Genomic DNA, 18,043 nt, shown 5'->3' on the forward strand with positions numbered 1-18,043 from the left:
GACGCAGGAGTTCTCACCTGAAGAAAACGTTTTTCAAATCCATTTATTGTCTTTTTAAGACAAAATATTCCACGACCTGAAATAAAAGAACCATTACTGAAATTTCATGACGCAGACATCTAGTCAAGTCGGAACTCATTCCTTTAATTTTTTTAAAACGAGGTAAAAACAATGAAAGTACAAAAGATTCTGGTTGAGGAGCAAGACGAGCCTCCAGACGGTAGACAAAAATCAACCCCCCTCCCCTCTGCAGGACAACAAGCTCACTCCTTTCGCCAACGCTGGTTCCCTCACGCAACAGAAGAAAACTGGAACGACTGGCACTGGCAGCTCCGCCACCGCATAACCACTCTCAAACAACTGGAAACAATGTTCAAGCTGTCTGATAATGAACGTAAAGGATTCCAGTTTCAAGATGTGACCCTGCCGCTGGCTATTACACCCTACTATGCCAGCCTCATCGACCCTGACACCCCAGAGCAGGCAATCAGACGAGGAATGGTGCCGGTCGCAAGTGAACTTCTGGTGTCACCCGGAGAAGCTCGGGATCCCCTCGGCGAAGACGGTCATAGTCCGGTAAAAGGGATCGTCCACCGCTACCCGGACCGGGTTCTGTTTCTGGTCACCGACTACTGCTCAAGCTACTGCCGCTACTGCACCCGTTCGCGCATGGTCGGCAGACGCAAAAAAGGCGGGGTAAAACAATGGCAGACAGCCATAAATTATATAGCCCGTCACCCGGAGATCCGGGACGTCCTCATCTCCGGCGGCGACCCTCTGACCCTTGCCGACGAGCAGCTCGACTGGATTTTAAGCAAACTGCGCCAGATCGAACACGTCGAAGTCATCCGTATCGGCACCAAAGCACCGATGGTCCTGCCCCAGCGGATTACCGCCGAGCTGGTGGATATGTTGAAAAAACACCACCCCCTGTGGATGAGCATCCACTGCATGCATCCCGATGAATTGACGACAGAATCACGCAGGGCCTGTACCATGCTGGCCGATGCCGGGATTCCGCTTGGCAGTCAGACTGTTCTGCTGGCCGGTATCAATGACTCTGTTGCCACGATGCGCGGCCTGATGCACGGACTGATGAAGATACGGGTCAAGCCATATTACCTTTATCAATGCGATCCGATTATGGGCTCCTCACACTTCAGGACCCCGGTTTCTAAAGGTCTCGAGATATATCAAGGATTGCGGGGCCACACCACCGGCTACGCCGTTCCAACGTATGTCATCGATGCCCCCGGAGGCGGAGGAAAGATTCCGCTTATCCCGGAGACGGTGGTTGGACGCGACGGCGACGATCTGCTGATTCGAAATTATGAAGGCAACGTGTATCGTTATCCAGATATGCCGGCGTGCAAGGCAGGACAGCAAGAGTGTGAGGGATCCCGATGCGAATAGGCATGACCTATGATCTGCGCGACGATTATCTTGCCGCAGGCATGAGTGAAGAAGAGACCGCTGAATTCGATAAGATCGGCACCATAGAGGCAATTGAGAATGCCATCCGAACAGCCGGCCATGAAACGGTGCGAATCGGCAATATAACGAGCCTCGTCAAGCGCCTTGCCAGCAATGAAAGCTGGGATCTGGTCTTTAATATCGCCGAAGGGCTGCATGGTTTCGGCCGGGAAGCACAGGTCCCGGCCCTGCTCGACGCCTATCAGATCCCTTACGTCTTCTCCGGTCCCCTGGTGCAGGCGGTAACCCTGCACAAGGGCATATCCAAGCACGTGGTGCGGGACAGCGGGCTGCCTACGCCGGCCTTTGCGGTGGTCAATTGCCGGGAGGAAATCGCCGGAATTGACCTGCCGTATCCGCTTTTTGCCAAACCGGTTGCCGAAGGAACAGGCAAAGGGGTGACCGCCGCTTCAAAGATTACTGACAGCAGGATGCTGCAGACCACCTGCGAAAACCTGCTGGCAACATTTAAACAGCCGGTTCTGGTGGAAACATTTCTGCCGGGCAGGGAATTTACCGTGGGCATTGTCGGCAACAGCAGCGACGCCCGGTCTCTTGGCGTGCTGGAAGTAGTTCTGCTTGCAGATTCCGAACCGGATGTATACTCTTATCATAACAAGGCAAATTTTGAGAACCTGGTAGAGTATCATGCGGTAGACGATGCCGAGGCGCAAAAAGCGGCAGAGGTGGCCCTGGCCTGTTACCGGGCACTTGGCTGTAACGATGCGGGGCGGGTTGATCTGCGCTCTGATGGTAACGGTCTGCCAAATTTTATCGAGATTAACTCCCTGGCGGGACTGCACCCGGAAATTTCCGATCTCAGCATCCTCGCCGGGAAACACGGCGTCAACTATCAACAGTTGATCAGCAGCATTCTTAATGCCGCCATAAAACGACTGGGGCTAAAGTAAAAAAGTGAAAAAAGCCATAGGGCTGATCCATAATCAGCCGATCCCCGAGGGTCAGGCCAACTGGGAATCGTCAGCCGATGTTATAGCCCAGGTTGAAGCGATTGAGACAGCCCTTGTTGATCTTGGGCACACCGCCGTCCGCATCCCCTTTACCAGGGATCTCGGCCGCCTCGTCCGGCAGATTGAAGAAGCCGGGATTTCTATGGCGTTCAACCTCTGCGAATCGGTGGATGATAATCCACAATTTGCCGCCCACCCGGCGGCCGTTCTGGAGCTGATGAATATTCCCTTTACCGGCTCCCCGGCTGCGGCCTTGATGATAACGACGGATAAGCATCTGGTCAAACTGGTTTTGCAGGCTGCCGGCCTGAACACTCCGAGGTCTTGTCTCTATTCGGGGGAGGAGCCGGCTCATTATGCTCATATGCGATTCCCGGTGATTCTCAAGCCGCAGTTTCAGGACGCAAGCATCGGCATCGATCAGGAATCGGTGATAACCGATCCCGGTCGGGTGCCGGCAGCGTTGCGAAAATTTTATGGGTTATACGGGCCGATTGTGGTGGAAGAGTATATTGATGGACGGGAATTCAATATCTCCCTGATGGGCGCTGCCCACCCCGAGGTCATGCCTGCTGCCGAGATCGATTTTACCGGGTTCCCCGACGACCTGTTCAAAATTGTCGGCTATCGCGCAAAATGGGAACCCGAATCAATCGAATACCGGCAAACACAGCGGACATTCCCGGCTCTGCCTGCTGACATGGCAGAAGATATGGCATCGGTTGCCACACAATGCTACCAGCTCTTTGGTCTGCGCGATTACGGCCGGGTCGATCTTCGCCTTGATGCAAACAACAAGGCGTATATCCTGGAAATAAATGCCAACCCCTGTCTCAGCCCGGACGCCGGATTCCCGGCCGCGGTGCAGCAGAGCGGGCTTGATTACACGGCTATGGTCGAGAAAATCGTTTCCTTTGTCAGTACCAGGAGTACATAACGATGTTTATCCGCGCCATCATTCCCGAAGACCGGGAGCAGCTTATACAAATTATAGTAAAGCAAAAAAATTTTCTCCAGTGCGAGATCGATATAGCCACTGAAGTGATTGACGAGACGTTCAACCCGGCGGAGGATTACCAGGCCCTGGCCGCGTTTGATAATGACCGACGTCTCCTTGGATTTATCAGTTTTGGACCGATCCCGCTGACCGTCAATCGTTTTGACATCTACTGGATAGCCGTCGACCCGGACAATGGTCGACACGGAACCGGCACTGTGCTGCTTACAGAAATGGAAAACCGGCTGAAGAAATCCGGCTCCGGCCATATCTATGTTGAGACTTCATCAACGGAAGGCTACCTGCCGGCAAGATTGTTTTATGAAAAAAATAACTACCAGCTGGTCAGCCACCTGAAGGATTTTTATCGGGATGGTGATGACAGAATGATCTACAGGAAAATCTACTGACATGTTTAGAATCAGACGGATATATGACAACGCCCTGGCCATCGACCAGGATGCGATCACCGAGGTGCAGCGGATCCTCCGTCTGCAGTTTGCCGATTTACCGGCAGAAGCGGGCTCAAGCCTGTTGCAGAAACTCGCCGACCCGCTCAAATACCGGTTGCAGACCATCCTTTTTGTCGCCAACGATCATCGCGGCCGGATTAAAGGTTTTGCCATTGTCAATCATGCTCCGGATTTGCACTTCTGCTATCTGGATTTTATCTCCGTCGATTTGATAACCTCGGGCGGTATCGGCGGAGCTCTGTATACCAGGGTGCAGGATGAAGCCAGGCGACTCCAGAGCGTCGGCATTTTTCTTGAATGTCTGCCGGATGATCCGGCATTGTGCAGCGACAAAGCCATCCTGAAGCAAAATAAAGCCCGCCTGCGTTTTTATGAGCGTTTTGGCGTGCAGGTTATCAGCAATACAGCCTACGAAACGCCCCTGAAAGAGGGGGACGAATGCCCGCCATATCTTCTTTTTGACGGCCTGGGCAATACCCGGACCCTGGACTGCGCATATGCAAAAAAAGTCGTGCACGCGATACTCACCAGAAAATACGGCAAGCTCTGTTCGGAAGAATATAACGCCAGGGTACTCGACTCCTTTCGTGACGATCCGGTCAAATTCAGGGCTCCCCGCTATATAAAAGCAGTCGAAAAGCTTGAATTTCCCGAAGCCGTTTCCATCGACAAACGCATTGCGCTTATAGTCAATGAGGGGCACGACATCCATCACATCCACGAGCGCGGCTATGTCGAGGCTCCGGTGCGAATTTCATCCATCCAGAAAGGCATCATGCCGACCGGCCTGTTCGATCCCTTCCCCGCCCGCGAGTTTCCGGAAAAACATATCAAGGCAGTGCATAAAGGAGATTTTGTCGAGTACCTCAAACGGATGTGCCAGACCCTGGAACATGGCAAATCGGTCTATCCTTACGTATTCCCCATCAGAAATGCTGCCAAACCGCCGAAAGAAATGCCGGTCCGCGCTGGTTACTACTGCATCGACACCTTTACACCCCTTAACCGAAATGCCTACCCGGCCGCAAAAGGCGCCGTTAATTGTGCTTTGAGTGCGGCACACAAGATATTAACAGGATACCGCATCAGCTACGCTCTGGTCCGACCGCCCGGCCACCACGCCGAGAGCAAAGTCTTCGGCGGTTTCTGTTATTTGAACTCCAGCGCCATCGCAGCCCAATACCTCACGGTCTATGGTCGGGTAGCAGTCCTTGATGTGGATTACCACCATGGCAACGGGACCCAGGATATCTTTTACCAGCGCGACGATGTGCTGACCGTTTCCATCCATGGCCATCCGAGTTTTGCCTATCCTTACTTCAGCGGTTTTTCCGACGAGACGGGTGAAGGCAAAGGAATTGGCTTTAATCGGAACTATCCCATGCCGGAGGCCCTCGATGGAGAAGGCTACCGCCATGTTTTGGAGCGGGCCCTGAAACGGATAGCAAAATTCAAGCCGCAGTTTCTGGTATTAGCCCTTGGCTTAGATACAGTACGTAAAGACCCGACCGGAACCTGGTCCTTGTCGGCGGCTGATCTGAAGCTGAACGGTCAGATGATTGGCGCTCTGCAGCTGCCAACGGTGGTCGTACAGGAAGGCGGCTATCGCTCCCGCTCACTCGGCGCCAACGCCCGCAATTTTTTCCTGGGTTTATGGACAGGCATGCACAGCAGTGAATGAAGCTCATTAAGGCACGAATACGAGGCACAGGGAAACTGAGGGAAAGTCAGTGGTTTGAGGTGGGTCCTCATCTCAATCTGTTTCAATTTCCAGGTGAACAGGGCCCCGGGAATGGCAGGAGTTTTCTGCAAATTCTGCAGTCCATCAACCCGACCTATGTCATTCGAAGCCGCCAGCCTTTTCGCGGTTTGCCGACCCATATTGACCAAAATGGCCATACCAGACGAATAAATCCAGCCAAAAAGACGATTGCCCTCGCCGTCTTCAGTGCCACGCCCGAGCTGGTGCGGGATCTCTCCCCTCTTGGGGAATGGTTCTATGAAACGGATCGCATCGAAGTGGGCAGACGGTTTGATTACTCGCGGTGGATCAATTTCGTTGAACTCGCCTCGTCAACCAGGTGGAGTGAGCTCTCCAACGATATCGGAATACTACTCTCTGAGGCCGGCCGGATTCGTCCAGATAGCACGCCCCCGCCAGGGGAGCTGGACCGCCTGAAACCGGCAGATCGGATAATAGATCAAGTGCAGGAAAGCCTGCTGCAATGGCTGCACAAGCTACAGCCTGAACTGCAACAGAGCTCGAGCCAACTCATTGAAAAAATTATTACCGCCGTAATGCGGGCAACACATTTTCAGAACGCCCGCAATATTGTCCGCAGCCGACTGCCTCTTTTTGTTATCCTTGGCACTGACCCTGAATTGCTGGATCTCTCTGATCTGCTGCCGTTAATTTCTCAGAGAATAACCGCAGGAGGTGAACAATCTGAAGCCGACTCCCGAACATTTCTCAACACGCTCAACGAGCAACTGAAGGCCTTAGAGTTTTCCGGCATGATGCTCCGAGTCGAATCCACTCCGGATGGAATTCTCTTGAAAAGAGATGAAAAACCGGTCCACCTGTCGGTTGAAGAAACAGACCCATCTCTATTATCACTTCACCAGATGCAGGCAAAAGCCGCGCTGGCCATTGCCTACAGCCGGATGGTCTGCCAAACCGAACCGATATTGCTGTTTGCCGGGCCTGAGCAGACGCTGCCCGCCGCACTCCATCCCGAACTGGCAGATTTTATACTCAATATTTCAAAGAGCTGCCAATGCCTGTACTGCTTGAGCGATATCGATATTTTTCCGGACGATTCGGCATACAGGCGATACAATGTTGCTGAAGACTCGCTTTTACCGATGCCCATGGACGAACACAAGTGAACCTTGTATACTAACGAGGTTAATGAGTACCCGTCCACTTGCCAACCTTCCATCCAGGATCAACAACCGATGTCCGATTTCCTTCTCTCCCAGATCCTTATCGGGATTGCCATCTGCACTGATACGATCTCCTTTCAATTCAAGGAACGAAAAAAGATCGTGGCATGTCTGCTTGTCTCCTGCACCTTGATCTCCGCCCATTTCATGCTGCTCGGCCATTGGACTGCAGCCGGTCTCGGTTTGGTTGCCGCACTGCGCTTCACCACCAGTATGTTTTCCACTTCAAAAAAACTGATGGCTTTTTTTATTATTGCCACAATTGTTATTTCAATCGCCACCTACGAAGGATTCCTATCCATTCTCGGCTGTTCCGGCGGCCTTTTTGGGACCGTTGCCTCCTTCTGTAAAGAAGACAAATTACTCAGGCAGTTAATGTTGATCGGGACATGTCTGTGGATCGTGCATAATTTTCTTGCGGGATCCCCGGGGGCAGTGTTGATGGAAGCCATTTTTATCAGCAGCAACCTGGTCGGCTATTTCCGGTTTTATATCCGTCCGAAAGGTCAGGTACTTTAGTGACTTAGAAAAAATCATCTTGTGTTTTTTACAAGATGATTTTTTCGTGAAGGAACTTACCCCGCAATGCTTTTAGGCGGGGTTAGAGACCTAGAAATAATTACCTTGTCCTGTTTACAAGAGAACTTTTTCGTGAAGGAACTTACCCCGCAATGCTTTTAGGCGGGGTTAGTGGCTTGCGGCCCTATCGTCTCGTGCTTTTTACGAGATCATTTTTTCGTGAAGGAACTTATACCCGACAAGCGAGTACTAAAAAGAGTCCCGCAATGCTTTTGGGCGGGGTTAACGGCGTACTATTTACTGATCTTGTGCATTTAAAATATCCCGATTGTCCCGCCGCTCACCAAACCTAACCCAACACCTTCCGCTTAAAAGCACAATACCCCGAACGAGGTCCCACCAGCGGATGATTCCGGCACGTCTCCGGCCGCTGGGTATAAATCGTACAGCGCCTGGTCCGGCGTTCTAAAAAGATGCAATCGCCATTGGCCATCCTGGCCAGGGTAAACGTCTCGCTTTTCGAATGAAAATGGTCGATCATATGTTGTTTCATCAACCTTCTGGCAACCTGCTTGAGTTCAGCCTGCAGCTCGAATTCGTCCATCAATTCCATGCGGATTAGATCCGACGGCTTCACCTCCACCGGCAGACTGCAACAGGAAGCAGCGCAATGCTCACACAGGCTTTTGCTATATTTAGCCCAGGTAGCGGTATTGTCGACATCTGCCTGCATCGCGGGCAACTGAATCATGAGAAAGCACTCCGGCTTGAAAAAAAATGGCCGATATTTACCATAAGTCCAATCGGAGTGCGAACTTTTTCCCCCTTCAAAAAAAACAAACCTGGAGACAACACAATGCAATAGTATTGCGTCTTCATGTACCATCAGGTATTGAGTGTGAAGGAAAAGAACCACTATTTTTTTCCTTTAGCCATCAACGATTCCAGGTTTATACAAGATTATCAGAGTTGACATGGACCGATTTACCAGAACAGTACGATTGCTCGGCGAAGAACGATTCCACCGCCTGCAGACAAAAATGGTAACCGTAGTAGGCCTTGGGGCAGTGGGAGGTTATGTGGTGGAAGGACTGGTGCGGGCCGGAATCAGCCACCTGCGACTGGTTGACCACGACATTATTGAACCGAGTAATTTGAACCGGCAGATTTTCGCTCTGGAAACGACTCTTGGCAGACCTAAAGCCGAGGTTGCCAGGGAGCGGGTGCTGGCCATCAACTCCGACTGTCGAGTCGAGGCCTTACAGCTGTTTGCCACCGACGAGACCCTTGACCGGATCCTGGATCCTGAGCCGGACCTGCTGATCGACGCCATCGACTCACTCAATCCCAAAACCCAACTTTTACAAGAAGCGTATCGACGGAAGATTCCGGTCATCAGTTCGATGGGGGCTGCCCTGCACACCGACCCGACGCTTATTCGGTCCGGCGATATCTTTGCCACTTCCGGCTGCCCCCTGGCCAGGCATCTGCGCAAGCGACTCAGGAGAAGAGGCGTCGGCGAGGGTATTTCCTGCGTTTATTCGATTGAAAAAATTGATTTTGATTTTCTGGCAGCAGGAGAGCAAGTTCCTCCGGACGATGCGCCCGCCACCGAAAGAGGCAGGCAACGAAACGTGCTGGGCAGTCTGCCGACCATTACCGGAATTTTTGGCCTGACCATCGCCAACCAGGCTATTATGCGACTTTCCCAGGAAAAGGAATAGGCTATGACTGGTGGATTTTTTGCCATACTCGATGATATAGCAGCACTCCTCGACGATGCAGCCGTAATGAGCAAACTGGCTGCCAAAAAGACGGCAGGAATATTGGGCGATGACCTGGCAGTCAATGCGGAAAAGGCCACGGGCTTCCTCGCCTCCCGGGAACTGCCGGTGCTCTGGGCGATCACCAAAGGCTCGTTTATCAACAAGTTGATCATTCTGCCGATAGCATTTCTGCTGAGCGCCTATGCATCATGGCTCATCGTGCCGATCCTGCTGCTGGGTGGGGCATATTTGAGTTATGAAGGCGTTGAAAAAATCTATCACGCCTTCACCCATAGCACAACACAGGCACCGGCGGCAGAAAAAATCAGCGATAAAGCCGAGCTGCTCAGGATTGAAAAAACCAAGATAAAATCAGCGGTCCTTACCGACTTTATCCTCTCAATCGAAATTGTCATGATTGCCCTTGGCACAGTGATGGAACAACAACTGGTCCTGCAGATAATAGTGGTCAGCCTGATTGCGGTACTCGCCACAATTGGTGTTTACGGGGTGGTGGCCATTCTGGTTCGGATGGACGATGCCGGATTTTATCTCATTACCCGTGGCGGAAAGATGCGCGGTTGGCCGGCAAAACTGTTCCAGTCGACAGGGTCGCTGCTGGTTGCCGCGCTGCCTAAAATCATCCGGGCGCTTGGTGTCATCGGCACGATAGCCATGCTCCTGGTCGGAGGCGGCATCTTCACCCACAACCTACAGGTCATACATCACACTGTTGGCAATTTTCCGTCGCTGCTCGTCAATCTGGCAATTGGCCTGGCTGTCGGGGGAGTCCTGCTGGGTGTCCACCTGGTGGCAAAAAAAATTACCTCCTAGGATCGCAACTCGTTGCCGAGAAAATCAGCCAACTCCTCTTTATCGTAAAAAGCCCTCTCAAAAAACAGACCCGCCGCCGGTGCGGTATGATTAAACGGCAACGCTGCCGAACTGTGCAATACGCGGCGGATGTCATCACCGGTCAGTCTGTGGCAACCGACTTCAACCAGCACCCCGACCATGCGGCGCACCATGTGCCAAAGAAAATGCGAGCCGACGACTCTCAGCATCAGCCCATCCTCTGATGCAGCCAGCTGCACCGCATGGACAAGGACTTTGGTCGATTTTTTCAGTTCCTGTTTTTCGGCAAAAGAAGCAAAATCGTGCATCCCGACCATTATCCCGGCAGCATCCTGCATGGCAGTGGCATCAAGCTCTTCCCGTATCCACCAGTTATAGCGTTTGGCAAAGGCCGACTTGCGCCTTTTCAGCTGATAAATATAACTTCTGGCGACACAGGCATGCCTGGCATGAAAGCGCGGATCAACCGATTCCACCGAAAGTACCGCTATATCTTTGGGCAGAGTATCGTTGAGCATCACCAGCACCGTCTCCGGTTCCAGCTCACTTGCCACCTCAAGGTGGGCGACATAGGCCAGGGCATGGACGCCGCTGTCCGTGCGGCCACAGCCCTGCACATCCATGGCAACCGGACCAAAAACCCGCTCGGCACCCTTTAACAGATCCCCCTGGATGGTCCGGGCCTCATTTTGTTTCTGCCAGCCGCTGAAATTGGTTCCATCGTATTCGAGGATGAGCTTATAGCGGCGTGGTGCCGATTTCCAGGTCATAATATGGTTTTTCTCCTGCCTACTTGTTTGGGGTGATTTTTTGCCAGACGGTCACCTGGCTGATGGAATGTTGAAATTTTCGACTCGTCTCCCGGATGACGAATTCTACGTCTTGCGGATCCGCGACCATCGTAAAATGCGGTTGCAGATAATCGCGCAAACCATCCAGCGTTGTATAGGGTTCGCCGTCCTTTCTGTATCCTCCGATCCAGTTTTCCCGGCGGGTGAATTCTTCCAGCCAGGTATACGGGGAGGTGAGTATCAGAATACCGCCATCGGCCAGACGTTCATGGATAGTGGAGAGGAATCTGGCCGGGTTCGACAGGCGGTCGAGCAGATTTGCGGCGAGTATCAAATCGTATCCGGTAAACTGCGACTTCAGATTCTGCGCATCGGCCTGGTAAAATTCCACCCGGCCGGCGTTTTCCGCAAGACCGAGATCGGCAAGCTTTCTCTCATGGTAGGAAACAATGTCACCTTCTTCGGGCAGCTCGTAGCGCAGAACTCCTTTTCCCTGCATCTGATAGGCAATCCGGATGAATCTGGCGGAAAAATCAAGGCCATGGACCATTCCAAATTCCCTGGCCAGTTCAAAGCTGGCACGCCCTACCGAACATCCCAGGTCGAGTGCTCTGTTTTTCGGTCTGCCCTGCATATGCGAAAGACAGATAGCCGCGCATGCAGCAGCAAAATTGTCCACATTGAAAAATGTCCGGCCATAATGCGCCTCGCAATACTGCGAAACCGCGCTATCGGTCTCGTACATCGCCTGCGCAATCTCCAACGGTTGCCTGGCTTCAACGTAGCGAAACCCGGCGTGCTGAAAAAAATGGCGCCGAAAGGCATAGCGGGCATCACGGGTCGCCTCGTTCCCGGTGGAAATCCACGAGCCGCCTTTGAAAAGATTATGCTGAGTATCAAAGGTGGGGGTAGAAAAATCATCATAACAGGGATGCACCTCAAAGCCCTCAAAACCGTTGATAGGGGTCTCCGTCCACTGCCAGACATTGCCGATAATATCGTAGAATTCGCCAAACCGGAAGAGATCGACCGGGCAGGAGGAGGCCCAGTGTTCCAGGTTGATATTGCCAGGTGCCTGTGACCAGTAGGGTTGATCCGGAATGCTATGCAGTTCGTGCAGCCGGTACCATTCATCTTCGGTCGGCAGTCGGATTGGCGCCGCTTTTTTCTCCGCCAGCCAGTTGCAGAACGCCTTCGCCTCCAGATAATTGACCTCAACCGGCCAGTTCCAAGGCATATCGATATGAGCGGAAACTGTTCTGAGTTGGTAACCGCCGGCCTCTTGCAACCAGAATAACGGATGCTGCGCCTTGCTGAAGGCAACCCATTTCCGCCCCTCTTCCGTCCAGTATTGCTCCTTCCGGTAACCGTTGTCTTCAACGAATTCGAGGAATTCGCCATTGGAAACAAGATATTTTGCCGCTTTAAAATCCTTTACCTTGAATTGATGATGGCCGAATTCATTATCCCAGCCATACAGCGGGTGATCTTTTGTCTTGCCGAGGACGACCTTTCCACCCGCCACAGGAAGCAATATGTTTTCCGGGGCTTCTCCGCGAAGCGGACAGATGTCCCAACCATCCAGAGAGCGCACCTCACCTATCGGCAGTCGGCGGATAATAACCGAAGAGGTCTCGAAATGAATCCGCTGGTGCTCAATACCCATCATGATCACCCAGAATGGACTGTCCCAGGTGATCGGCATGGCAAGAGGCAGCTCGGCGATCACCTGACCGACATAGTCCCGCACTTCCTGTCGATAGGCCCGAACCTCATCAACCGTCGGCCAGTCGTAGTTACGTGCATCCAGGTCATCCCAAGACATTTCATCCACCCCGATTGCGAACATCGACTCAAAAACAGGATTGATCCGTCGTTCGATAAGCCGGGCTGTGTTTAATTTATTGAGATAAAAAACAGCGGTATGGCCGAGATAAAAGATCAGCGGATGCCTGAGGGGCTCAGGCCGCAGGTAAAAGGCCGCATCACGGGCCAGATGCTCGTACAATTGCCCATCAAGATCAAAGGTCGTATAAAAATATTGCAGTATCTCCTGTCGTTTTGCCTCTGCACTGCCTTCATTGAGAATTATAGTCCGACTCTTTTTCAGTTCCATAGTTCCTTCCTCGTTGGCAAACTGTTCTGCGAGAGTTACATTTCCAGTGAGAGAAGATAAAGCATCCCTCAAACTTTAGTACCTTGCAGAGTATCTTTTTACCAACAATGCTTCCCGTTTTTTCGTTCGTGTGCTTCGGGATGAATTTACCGTTTAAGGGACACCGGCTATCAATGATTCGCTTATTCATCGCCATAGACATCGCTGAGACAGTAAGAAGGGAGGTGGAAGGCATGGGCAGATCAATCCCCAACGCAAGAGCTGTGCCGACCGACCAGCTCCACCTCACCTTAAAATTCATCGGTGAAGTCGACGGCGCGCGATTCCTTGATATTCAGGAGGCACTGCAAGATATCCGTGGACCGAGATTTGTGCTGGCCTTGAAAGGTGTCGGCATCTTTGCACCTCGTGATATACCGCGTATCCTCTGGGCAGGAATAGAGCCGGTACAACCGGTGGTTACCCTGCGGAATGCTATCGAAAGAACATTGGCCGCAATCGAAGTCCCAAGGGATAGAAAAAAATTCACTCCCCATTTAACCCTGGCCAGGCTGAATCACTGCTCCGTCACCCGCCTGCACCAGTTTCTCGCGGGGAATGCCTTTTTCCAGAGCTCGGAATTTGCCATCGACAGCTTCCACCTCTACAGCAGCAAGCTGACACAAAAGGGCGCGCAGCATACCCTCGAAAGCTCCTATCAGCTTGACTAGATCTTGTCTGCCACTTCCGTGCCTTGCGCAATAGCCCGCTTCGCGTCCAGTTCGCCCGCTTTTAAAGCACCCCCGATCAGGTGATAAGGGATACCCAGCGTATCAAGCTCACCCGCTAAGCCCAGCTCTGAAAGCTGACCGGCGCAGACAACCACATTGTCCACCTCCAGTAATTGCTCCTGCCCGTTATGCCGGATGAGCAGGCCGGTATCGTTTATCGCGAGATATTCGACCCCGTTCAGCATTTTGACGCTGTTTTTCTTCAGTATCGACCGATGAATCCACCCGGTCGTTTTGCCTAAGCCCTCGCCGGGCTTGGTTTTCTTGCGCTGGAGAAGGTATATCTGTCTTGCCGGGACCGCCATCTGCATTTCACCCAGCCCGCCATCGGCGGCGTAATCCATATCAACGCCCCACTCCGCCATAAATTTTTCAACACTGTCAGGCCCGGACGAGCCATGCAGCAGGTAGGTGGCCATGTCGAAACCGATGCCGCCGGCCCCGATGATGGCGACTCTTTTCCCGATCTGTTTCTTGCCGGTAAGAACCTCATTATAGATGGCAACGTTATCCCTGTCACTCCCTTCGATCTGAATTTTTCTCGGCACCACTCCGGTACTGAGCACAATCTCATCAAAATCGCGCAATTCCGACGGTTGCGGTTTCGTTTTCAGCCGCACATCAACGCCATGCAGCTGCAGTTGATTCTGGTAATATCTGAGGGTCTCTTCGAATTCATCTTTACCGGGGATCTGTCTCGCCAGCCGAAACTGACCGCCGATCTCCCCGTTGGCTTCAAAAAGGGTCACTGCATGCCCTCTTGCAGCAGCCGTTGTGGCACAGGCAAGCCCCGCCGGACCACCGCCGACTACGGCAACCCTCTTTTTATGTTCCGCTTTGACAAATGGTTTTATCGTTTCATTGCAGGCTCTGGGATTTACCAGACACGTTGCCGTCTGCCGGGCAAAGATCTGGTCCAGGCAGGCCTGGTTACAGCCGATGCAGGTATTGATTTCTTCGACTCGTCCTTCTTCTGCTTTCTTCACCCAGTCGGGATCGGCAAGAAATGGCCTGGCCATACTGACCATATCACAACATCCTTCGGCCAGAACAGATTCGGCCACCTGGGGCATATTTATTCGATTGGTGGTTATCAGCGGCAGGCCTACCTCGCCCATCAACCGTTTGGTCACCCAGGCAAATCCAGCCCTCGGCACCATGGTGGCAATGGTCGGCACCCTCGCCTCGTGCCAGCCGATACCGGTATTAATAATGGTCGCTCCCGCCTGTTCAATCTCCTGCGCAAGCTGGACTATTTCATCCCAGGTCGAGCCCCCCTTGACCAGATCAAGCATGGAAAGCCGAAAGATGATAATAAAATTTGCCCCGACTGCCTGGCGAACTTCTCTTACTATGGCCAGAGGAAATCTGATTCTATTGGTAAAAGAACCACCCCATTCGTCCTGCCGATGATTGGTTTTCCGGGCAATAAACTGGTTAATGAGATAGCCCTCTGAACCCATTATCTCTACCCCGTCATAACCTGCTTCCTGGGCAAGACCGGCACATTTGACGAAATCGTTGATGGTCGAACGGATCCCCCGCCTGCTGAGTTCCCGCGGCTTAAATCGGTTGATCGGTGCCTTGATGGAGGTTGGGGCAACGCATAGAGGATGATACCCGTATCGTCCCGTATGTAATATCTGCATGCAGATCTTGCCATCTGCCCCATGGACCGCATCGGTTACGATCTTATGATCGTTCACCTGAGAACGACTGGCCAGACGAATGGAGAAGGGGGATACCCACCCGGCCCTGTTCGGGGCCACCCCTCCGGTGACCATCAAGCCGACACCTCCGGCAGCACGGGCCGCAAAGTAGGCGGCCATGCGGTGGAAACCGTTTTTTTCTTCCTCAAGCCCAGTGTGCATGGATCCCATCAGAACTCGATTTTTCAGGGTCGTAAACCCCAGGTCGAGGGGCTGAAGCAGATGTGGAAACAACGAATGTGAATCTTTCATTTCAAATGAACCCGTTATTGAGTATTCTGGATTGATAAACTTTTATTAGCATCGCCTGTCTATTGCATAAAAAACAGGCTCTCTTTTTTATTCTGCCAACATTCTCATCATACTATGCATTATCAGGGAAATATTTTTCGCCCACCCAGTGAGGCGAACTCCATTCTATTGCAGATAACGACCGGCTGTTCCCATAACAAATGCACCTTCTGCGGCATGTATAAAGGAAGCCGGTTTTCCATAAAAGACGATCGGACCATCATGGCGGATATCGATTTTGCCGCCGCCCACTGCCGACGCCAGAACCGGCTTTTTCTCTGTGACGGAGACGCTCTCATTATCTCGCAGGATCGTCTGTTAAACATCCTGTCCGCCATCCGCACCAAACTCCCCTGGGTGACCAGAATCGGCACCTATGCCAACACGAAGAGCATCAGACGCAAAAGCCCGGAACAGCTCCGCGAGCTTTTTGACAACGGGCTGCAAATCGCCTATATGGGTCTGGAATCAGGCGATGACGTCACCCTGCATGCGATCAACAAAGGTGCCGATGCAGCCCGGATGATCGACATGGGCAAAAAGCTACGCGCCACCGGGATCAAACTGTCGATCACCGTCCTGCTCGGCATTGCCGGAAAAGAGCGCTCCCATATCCATGCCCGAGAGACCGGCCGTGTACTCAGTGCAATCGATCCGGAATATGTCGGCGCTCTCAGCCTTATGCTCACCCCCGGCACCCCCCTCTTCGATGGTGCCGACAGGGGAGAATTCATCCTGCCATCACCCCACGAGATGCTTGAGGAACTCGCCATCATGCTGGCCAACACCGAACTGTCAAACGGCTACTTTCATGCCAATCATGCCTCAAACTATCTGCCTATTAAAGCCCATTTGCCGCAGGATAAACCGGCCACCCTCAAGCTTATTGACCGGGCCCTGCACGGCAAAGTCAGTTTGAAACCGGAATATCTGCGCGGCTTATAATTGGCTTCCAACCCCGGTAACCGCTATGAAGGCCAGGACAAGTACTTTAGACCGATTATTTTCTAACGAAAAAACGAAACCCCTTGCTGACAAGTGCAACAAGGGGTTCATGTCACCTTCTATCAAGACCTTTAAAAACGGTAATTCAAACCGACAGTAATAAGAAACGCCGCGGCGTCGGTGAATTCGCCGTCGATTTTACCATCAGCGCTCTTTGCCGTACGGGACTCTTTGTAATCATAGAGAGCGGCAATACCGATATCCATCTTGTCAGTTACCGCATACTGCGCCCCAAGGGAATAGATCCAGGCATTGGAATCAGGCAGCTCAAAACCGATATTTTCTGTCGGAACCGGAGTTTGATCATAGGCAAAACCGCCCATCAGGGTCAGATAATCGGTGAGAGTATAGGTCAAGCCGATACGAAAGGCATTACTGTCATCCCAGTCTTTAGGTATAGGATCTTCAAATGCAGCAACGGCGGGTGGAGTAAAATTAAAATCAAGCTTGTCATACGTCGACCAGAATGTTCTGTCCCAGGTAAGCTCCACATTGAGTTTGGGTAACACATCATAGGCAACTGACAAAGCGAAAACTGCCGGAACGGGAACAGAGACTTCAGCAGGGAAAGTGCCTGTTGCTCTGCCAGGCTGGATTAGTGTGGCTTCATCTTCAAAATCAAGATCAACCTTGGAACGATAGGTCGCAGAAATATTCAATTTTTCAACTGGTTTCACTGCAAGGGCAACATTCCAACCCCATTCTGTTGTATCGCCATCCATATCACGTCCCAAAGGAGCACGAGTACCAGCAGGATATGGGGGAGACGGCAAGGTTACCATTCCATTACTAGTTACCGTCGCCTTGGCGTAAAGCATCCGTGGACCAGCTGCAATAGATACCATATCGCCAAAACTATAGGAAACGGTGGGGTTCACCTCAATCACCTCGAGTGTGAATTCCTCGGCAAATGTTCTCGGATAAGGATCTTTCCATTGTTTAGACAAACCAGCCGGTGCGGTTATGGCAAGACCAAAACGGGCACCACCGTAGGAGGGAGTCACGACAAAACCGGTGGGTACAAAAAAATTCTCTGCTTCTGAACTCCCGTTGTAAATTGGACTACGGGAATCTGCATAATCAATTTCAGTAAGATGAATCCAGGTCGCATCAGCCTCCAGATGCCAGGTATCGGCCATCCAGGCCATATTGGCGGGGTTGTAATAGGCGGTGTCAGCCCTGGTCGATGAAGCGATGTTGGCCCCGGCTTTTGCCGTTGAATCAACAGACTGCTCCGGAATACGCCAACCGGAAGCCATTGCCGAGCCCGCAGCAAACAATGATACCAGGGCCAATACAGAAATCTTTTTTTTCATACTTCTCTCCCCTCGGTCTTGAAATTTCACAAGTCTGTCAATCCC

General features: G+C 52.1%; 16 protein-coding genes. 11 read left to right on the forward strand and 5 right to left on the reverse strand.

Annotated elements, in window-relative coordinates; genetic code table 11:
- Positions 1-171 precede the first annotated feature (171 nt).
- The 7 genes from FCL47_RS07170 to FCL47_RS07200 all read left to right on the forward strand — a co-directional run bounded on the left by FCL47_RS07170 (position 172) and on the right by FCL47_RS07200 (position 7,379).
- A complete protein-coding gene (locus tag FCL47_RS07170) occupies positions 172-1,413 on the forward strand; it encodes a KamA family radical SAM protein (RefSeq protein WP_136812803.1) in 1,242 nt (413 codons plus the stop codon).
- Positions 1,404-2,384 carry a D-alanine--D-alanine ligase gene (locus FCL47_RS07175; protein WP_136812804.1) on the forward strand — a complete coding sequence of 327 codons (981 nt, stop codon included), beginning with the start codon at positions 1,404-1,406 and terminating at the stop codon, positions 2,382-2,384. The genes FCL47_RS07170 and FCL47_RS07175 overlap by 10 nt, the downstream gene beginning before the upstream one ends.
- Positions 2,385-2,388: 4 nt before the next feature.
- Positions 2,389-3,381: a D-alanine--D-alanine ligase gene (locus FCL47_RS07180; protein WP_136812805.1), complete on the forward strand. Its 993-nt coding sequence runs from the start codon at positions 2,389-2,391 to the stop codon at positions 3,379-3,381.
- Between the two features lie 2 nt (positions 3,382-3,383).
- Complete coding sequence (locus FCL47_RS07185; protein ID WP_136812806.1) at positions 3,384-3,851, forward strand: GNAT family N-acetyltransferase; 468 nt, start codon at positions 3,384-3,386, stop codon at positions 3,849-3,851.
- Position 3,852: 1 nt separating this feature from the next.
- Positions 3,853-5,595 carry a histone deacetylase family protein gene (locus FCL47_RS07190; protein WP_136812807.1) on the forward strand — a complete coding sequence of 581 codons (1,743 nt, stop codon included), beginning with the start codon at positions 3,853-3,855 and terminating at the stop codon, positions 5,593-5,595.
- Positions 5,592-6,803, forward strand: a complete 1,212-nt coding sequence (locus tag FCL47_RS07195; RefSeq protein ID WP_136812808.1) for a hypothetical protein — start codon at positions 5,592-5,594, stop codon at positions 6,801-6,803. Before FCL47_RS07190 ends, FCL47_RS07195 begins: the two co-directional genes overlap by 4 nt.
- Before the next feature lie 69 nt (positions 6,804-6,872).
- The gene (locus tag FCL47_RS07200; RefSeq protein ID WP_136812809.1) at positions 6,873-7,379 is read left to right on the forward strand and encodes a YgjV family protein; all 507 of its coding nucleotides are present in this window, start codon (positions 6,873-6,875) and stop codon (positions 7,377-7,379) included.
- 349 nt (positions 7,380-7,728) lie between these two features.
- On the opposite strand, the gene FCL47_RS07205 is transcribed toward FCL47_RS07200, so the two are convergent.
- Positions 7,729-8,130 (reverse strand): YkgJ family cysteine cluster protein, encoded by a 402-nt coding sequence (locus FCL47_RS07205; protein WP_136812810.1) that lies wholly within the window; start codon positions 8,128-8,130, stop codon positions 7,729-7,731.
- A 223-nt stretch (positions 8,131-8,353) separates the two neighbouring features.
- On the opposite strand from FCL47_RS07205, the gene FCL47_RS07210 reads away from it, so the two are divergent.
- Together FCL47_RS07210 and FCL47_RS07215 are read left to right on the forward strand one after the other, a co-directional pair.
- Entirely contained in the window at positions 8,354-9,103 is a 750-nt protein-coding gene (locus FCL47_RS07210; RefSeq protein WP_136812811.1) for a ThiF family adenylyltransferase, read from the forward strand.
- Positions 9,104-9,106: 3 nt separating this feature from the next.
- The gene (locus FCL47_RS07215; protein ID WP_136812812.1) at positions 9,107-9,979 is read left to right on the forward strand and encodes a DUF808 domain-containing protein; all 873 of its coding nucleotides are present in this window, start codon (positions 9,107-9,109) and stop codon (positions 9,977-9,979) included.
- Here FCL47_RS07215 and truA read toward each other — a convergent pair.
- Both truA and ovoA read right to left on the reverse strand, forming a co-directional pair.
- Positions 9,976-10,770 (reverse strand): tRNA pseudouridine(38-40) synthase TruA, encoded by a 795-nt coding sequence (gene truA / locus FCL47_RS07220; protein WP_136812813.1) that lies wholly within the window; start codon positions 10,768-10,770, stop codon positions 9,976-9,978. The two genes, FCL47_RS07215 and truA, sit on opposite strands and share 4 nt — an antisense overlap.
- A 19-nt stretch (positions 10,771-10,789) precedes the next feature.
- Positions 10,790-12,907: a 5-histidylcysteine sulfoxide synthase gene (ovoA, locus tag FCL47_RS07225; protein WP_136812814.1), complete on the reverse strand. Its 2,118-nt coding sequence runs from the start codon at positions 12,905-12,907 to the stop codon at positions 10,790-10,792.
- Between the two features lie 173 nt (positions 12,908-13,080).
- Here ovoA and thpR point away from each other — a divergent pair, with 173 nt between their 5' ends.
- Positions 13,081-13,617 (forward strand): RNA 2',3'-cyclic phosphodiesterase, encoded by a 537-nt coding sequence (gene thpR / locus FCL47_RS07230; protein WP_136812815.1) that lies wholly within the window; start codon positions 13,081-13,083, stop codon positions 13,615-13,617.
- On the opposite strand, the gene FCL47_RS07235 is transcribed toward thpR, so the two are convergent.
- Positions 13,614-15,638 carry an NADPH-dependent 2,4-dienoyl-CoA reductase gene (locus FCL47_RS07235; RefSeq protein ID WP_136812816.1) on the reverse strand — a complete coding sequence of 675 codons (2,025 nt, stop codon included), beginning with the start codon at positions 15,636-15,638 and terminating at the stop codon, positions 13,614-13,616. The two genes, thpR and FCL47_RS07235, sit on opposite strands and share 4 nt — an antisense overlap.
- A gap of 114 nt (positions 15,639-15,752) precedes the next feature.
- Here FCL47_RS07235 and FCL47_RS07240 point away from each other — a divergent pair, with 114 nt between their 5' ends.
- Positions 15,753-16,622 carry a radical SAM protein gene (locus tag FCL47_RS07240; protein ID WP_136812817.1) on the forward strand — a complete coding sequence of 290 codons (870 nt, stop codon included), beginning with the start codon at positions 15,753-15,755 and terminating at the stop codon, positions 16,620-16,622.
- A gap of 131 nt (positions 16,623-16,753) precedes the next feature.
- Here the strand turns inward: FCL47_RS07240 and FCL47_RS07245 are convergent, their stop codons facing one another.
- A complete protein-coding gene (locus tag FCL47_RS07245) occupies positions 16,754-17,998 on the reverse strand; it encodes an OmpP1/FadL family transporter (RefSeq protein ID WP_136812818.1) in 1,245 nt (414 codons plus the stop codon).
- Positions 17,999-18,043 lie beyond the last annotated feature (45 nt).

The organism is Desulfopila sp. IMCC35006, from assembly GCF_005116645.1.
Lineage (GTDB): Bacteria > Desulfobacterota > Desulfobulbia > Desulfobulbales > Desulfocapsaceae > Desulforhopalus_A.

Coding starts and splice junctions, on each gene's coding strand:
- FCL47_RS07170 (WP_136812803.1), top strand. CDS start 172: ATGAAAGTACAAAAGATTCTGGTTGAGGAGCAAGACGAGCCTCCAGAC.
- FCL47_RS07175 (WP_136812804.1), top strand. CDS start 1,404: ATGCGAATAGGCATGACCTATGATCTGCGCGACGATTATCTTGCCGCA.
- FCL47_RS07185 (WP_136812806.1), top strand. CDS start 3,384: ATGTTTATCCGCGCCATCATTCCCGAAGACCGGGAGCAGCTTATACAA.
- FCL47_RS07190 (WP_136812807.1), top strand. CDS start 3,853: ATGTTTAGAATCAGACGGATATATGACAACGCCCTGGCCATCGACCAG.
- FCL47_RS07195 (WP_136812808.1), top strand. CDS start 5,592: ATGAAGCTCATTAAGGCACGAATACGAGGCACAGGGAAACTGAGGGAA.
- FCL47_RS07200 (WP_136812809.1), top strand. CDS start 6,873: ATGTCCGATTTCCTTCTCTCCCAGATCCTTATCGGGATTGCCATCTGC.
- FCL47_RS07205 (WP_136812810.1), bottom strand. CDS start 8,130: ATGATTCAGTTGCCCGCGATGCAGGCAGATGTCGACAATACCGCTACC.
- FCL47_RS07210 (WP_136812811.1), top strand. CDS start 8,354: ATGGACCGATTTACCAGAACAGTACGATTGCTCGGCGAAGAACGATTC.
- FCL47_RS07215 (WP_136812812.1), top strand. CDS start 9,107: ATGACTGGTGGATTTTTTGCCATACTCGATGATATAGCAGCACTCCTC.
- truA (WP_136812813.1), bottom strand. CDS start 10,770: ATGACCTGGAAATCGGCACCACGCCGCTATAAGCTCATCCTCGAATAC.
- ovoA (WP_136812814.1), bottom strand. CDS start 12,907: ATGGAACTGAAAAAGAGTCGGACTATAATTCTCAATGAAGGCAGTGCA.
- thpR (WP_136812815.1), top strand. CDS start 13,081: ATGATTCGCTTATTCATCGCCATAGACATCGCTGAGACAGTAAGAAGG.
- FCL47_RS07235 (WP_136812816.1), bottom strand. CDS start 15,638: ATGAAAGATTCACATTCGTTGTTTCCACATCTGCTTCAGCCCCTCGAC.
- FCL47_RS07240 (WP_136812817.1), top strand. CDS start 15,753: ATGCATTATCAGGGAAATATTTTTCGCCCACCCAGTGAGGCGAACTCC.
- FCL47_RS07245 (WP_136812818.1), bottom strand. CDS start 17,998: ATGAAAAAAAAGATTTCTGTATTGGCCCTGGTATCATTGTTTGCTGCG.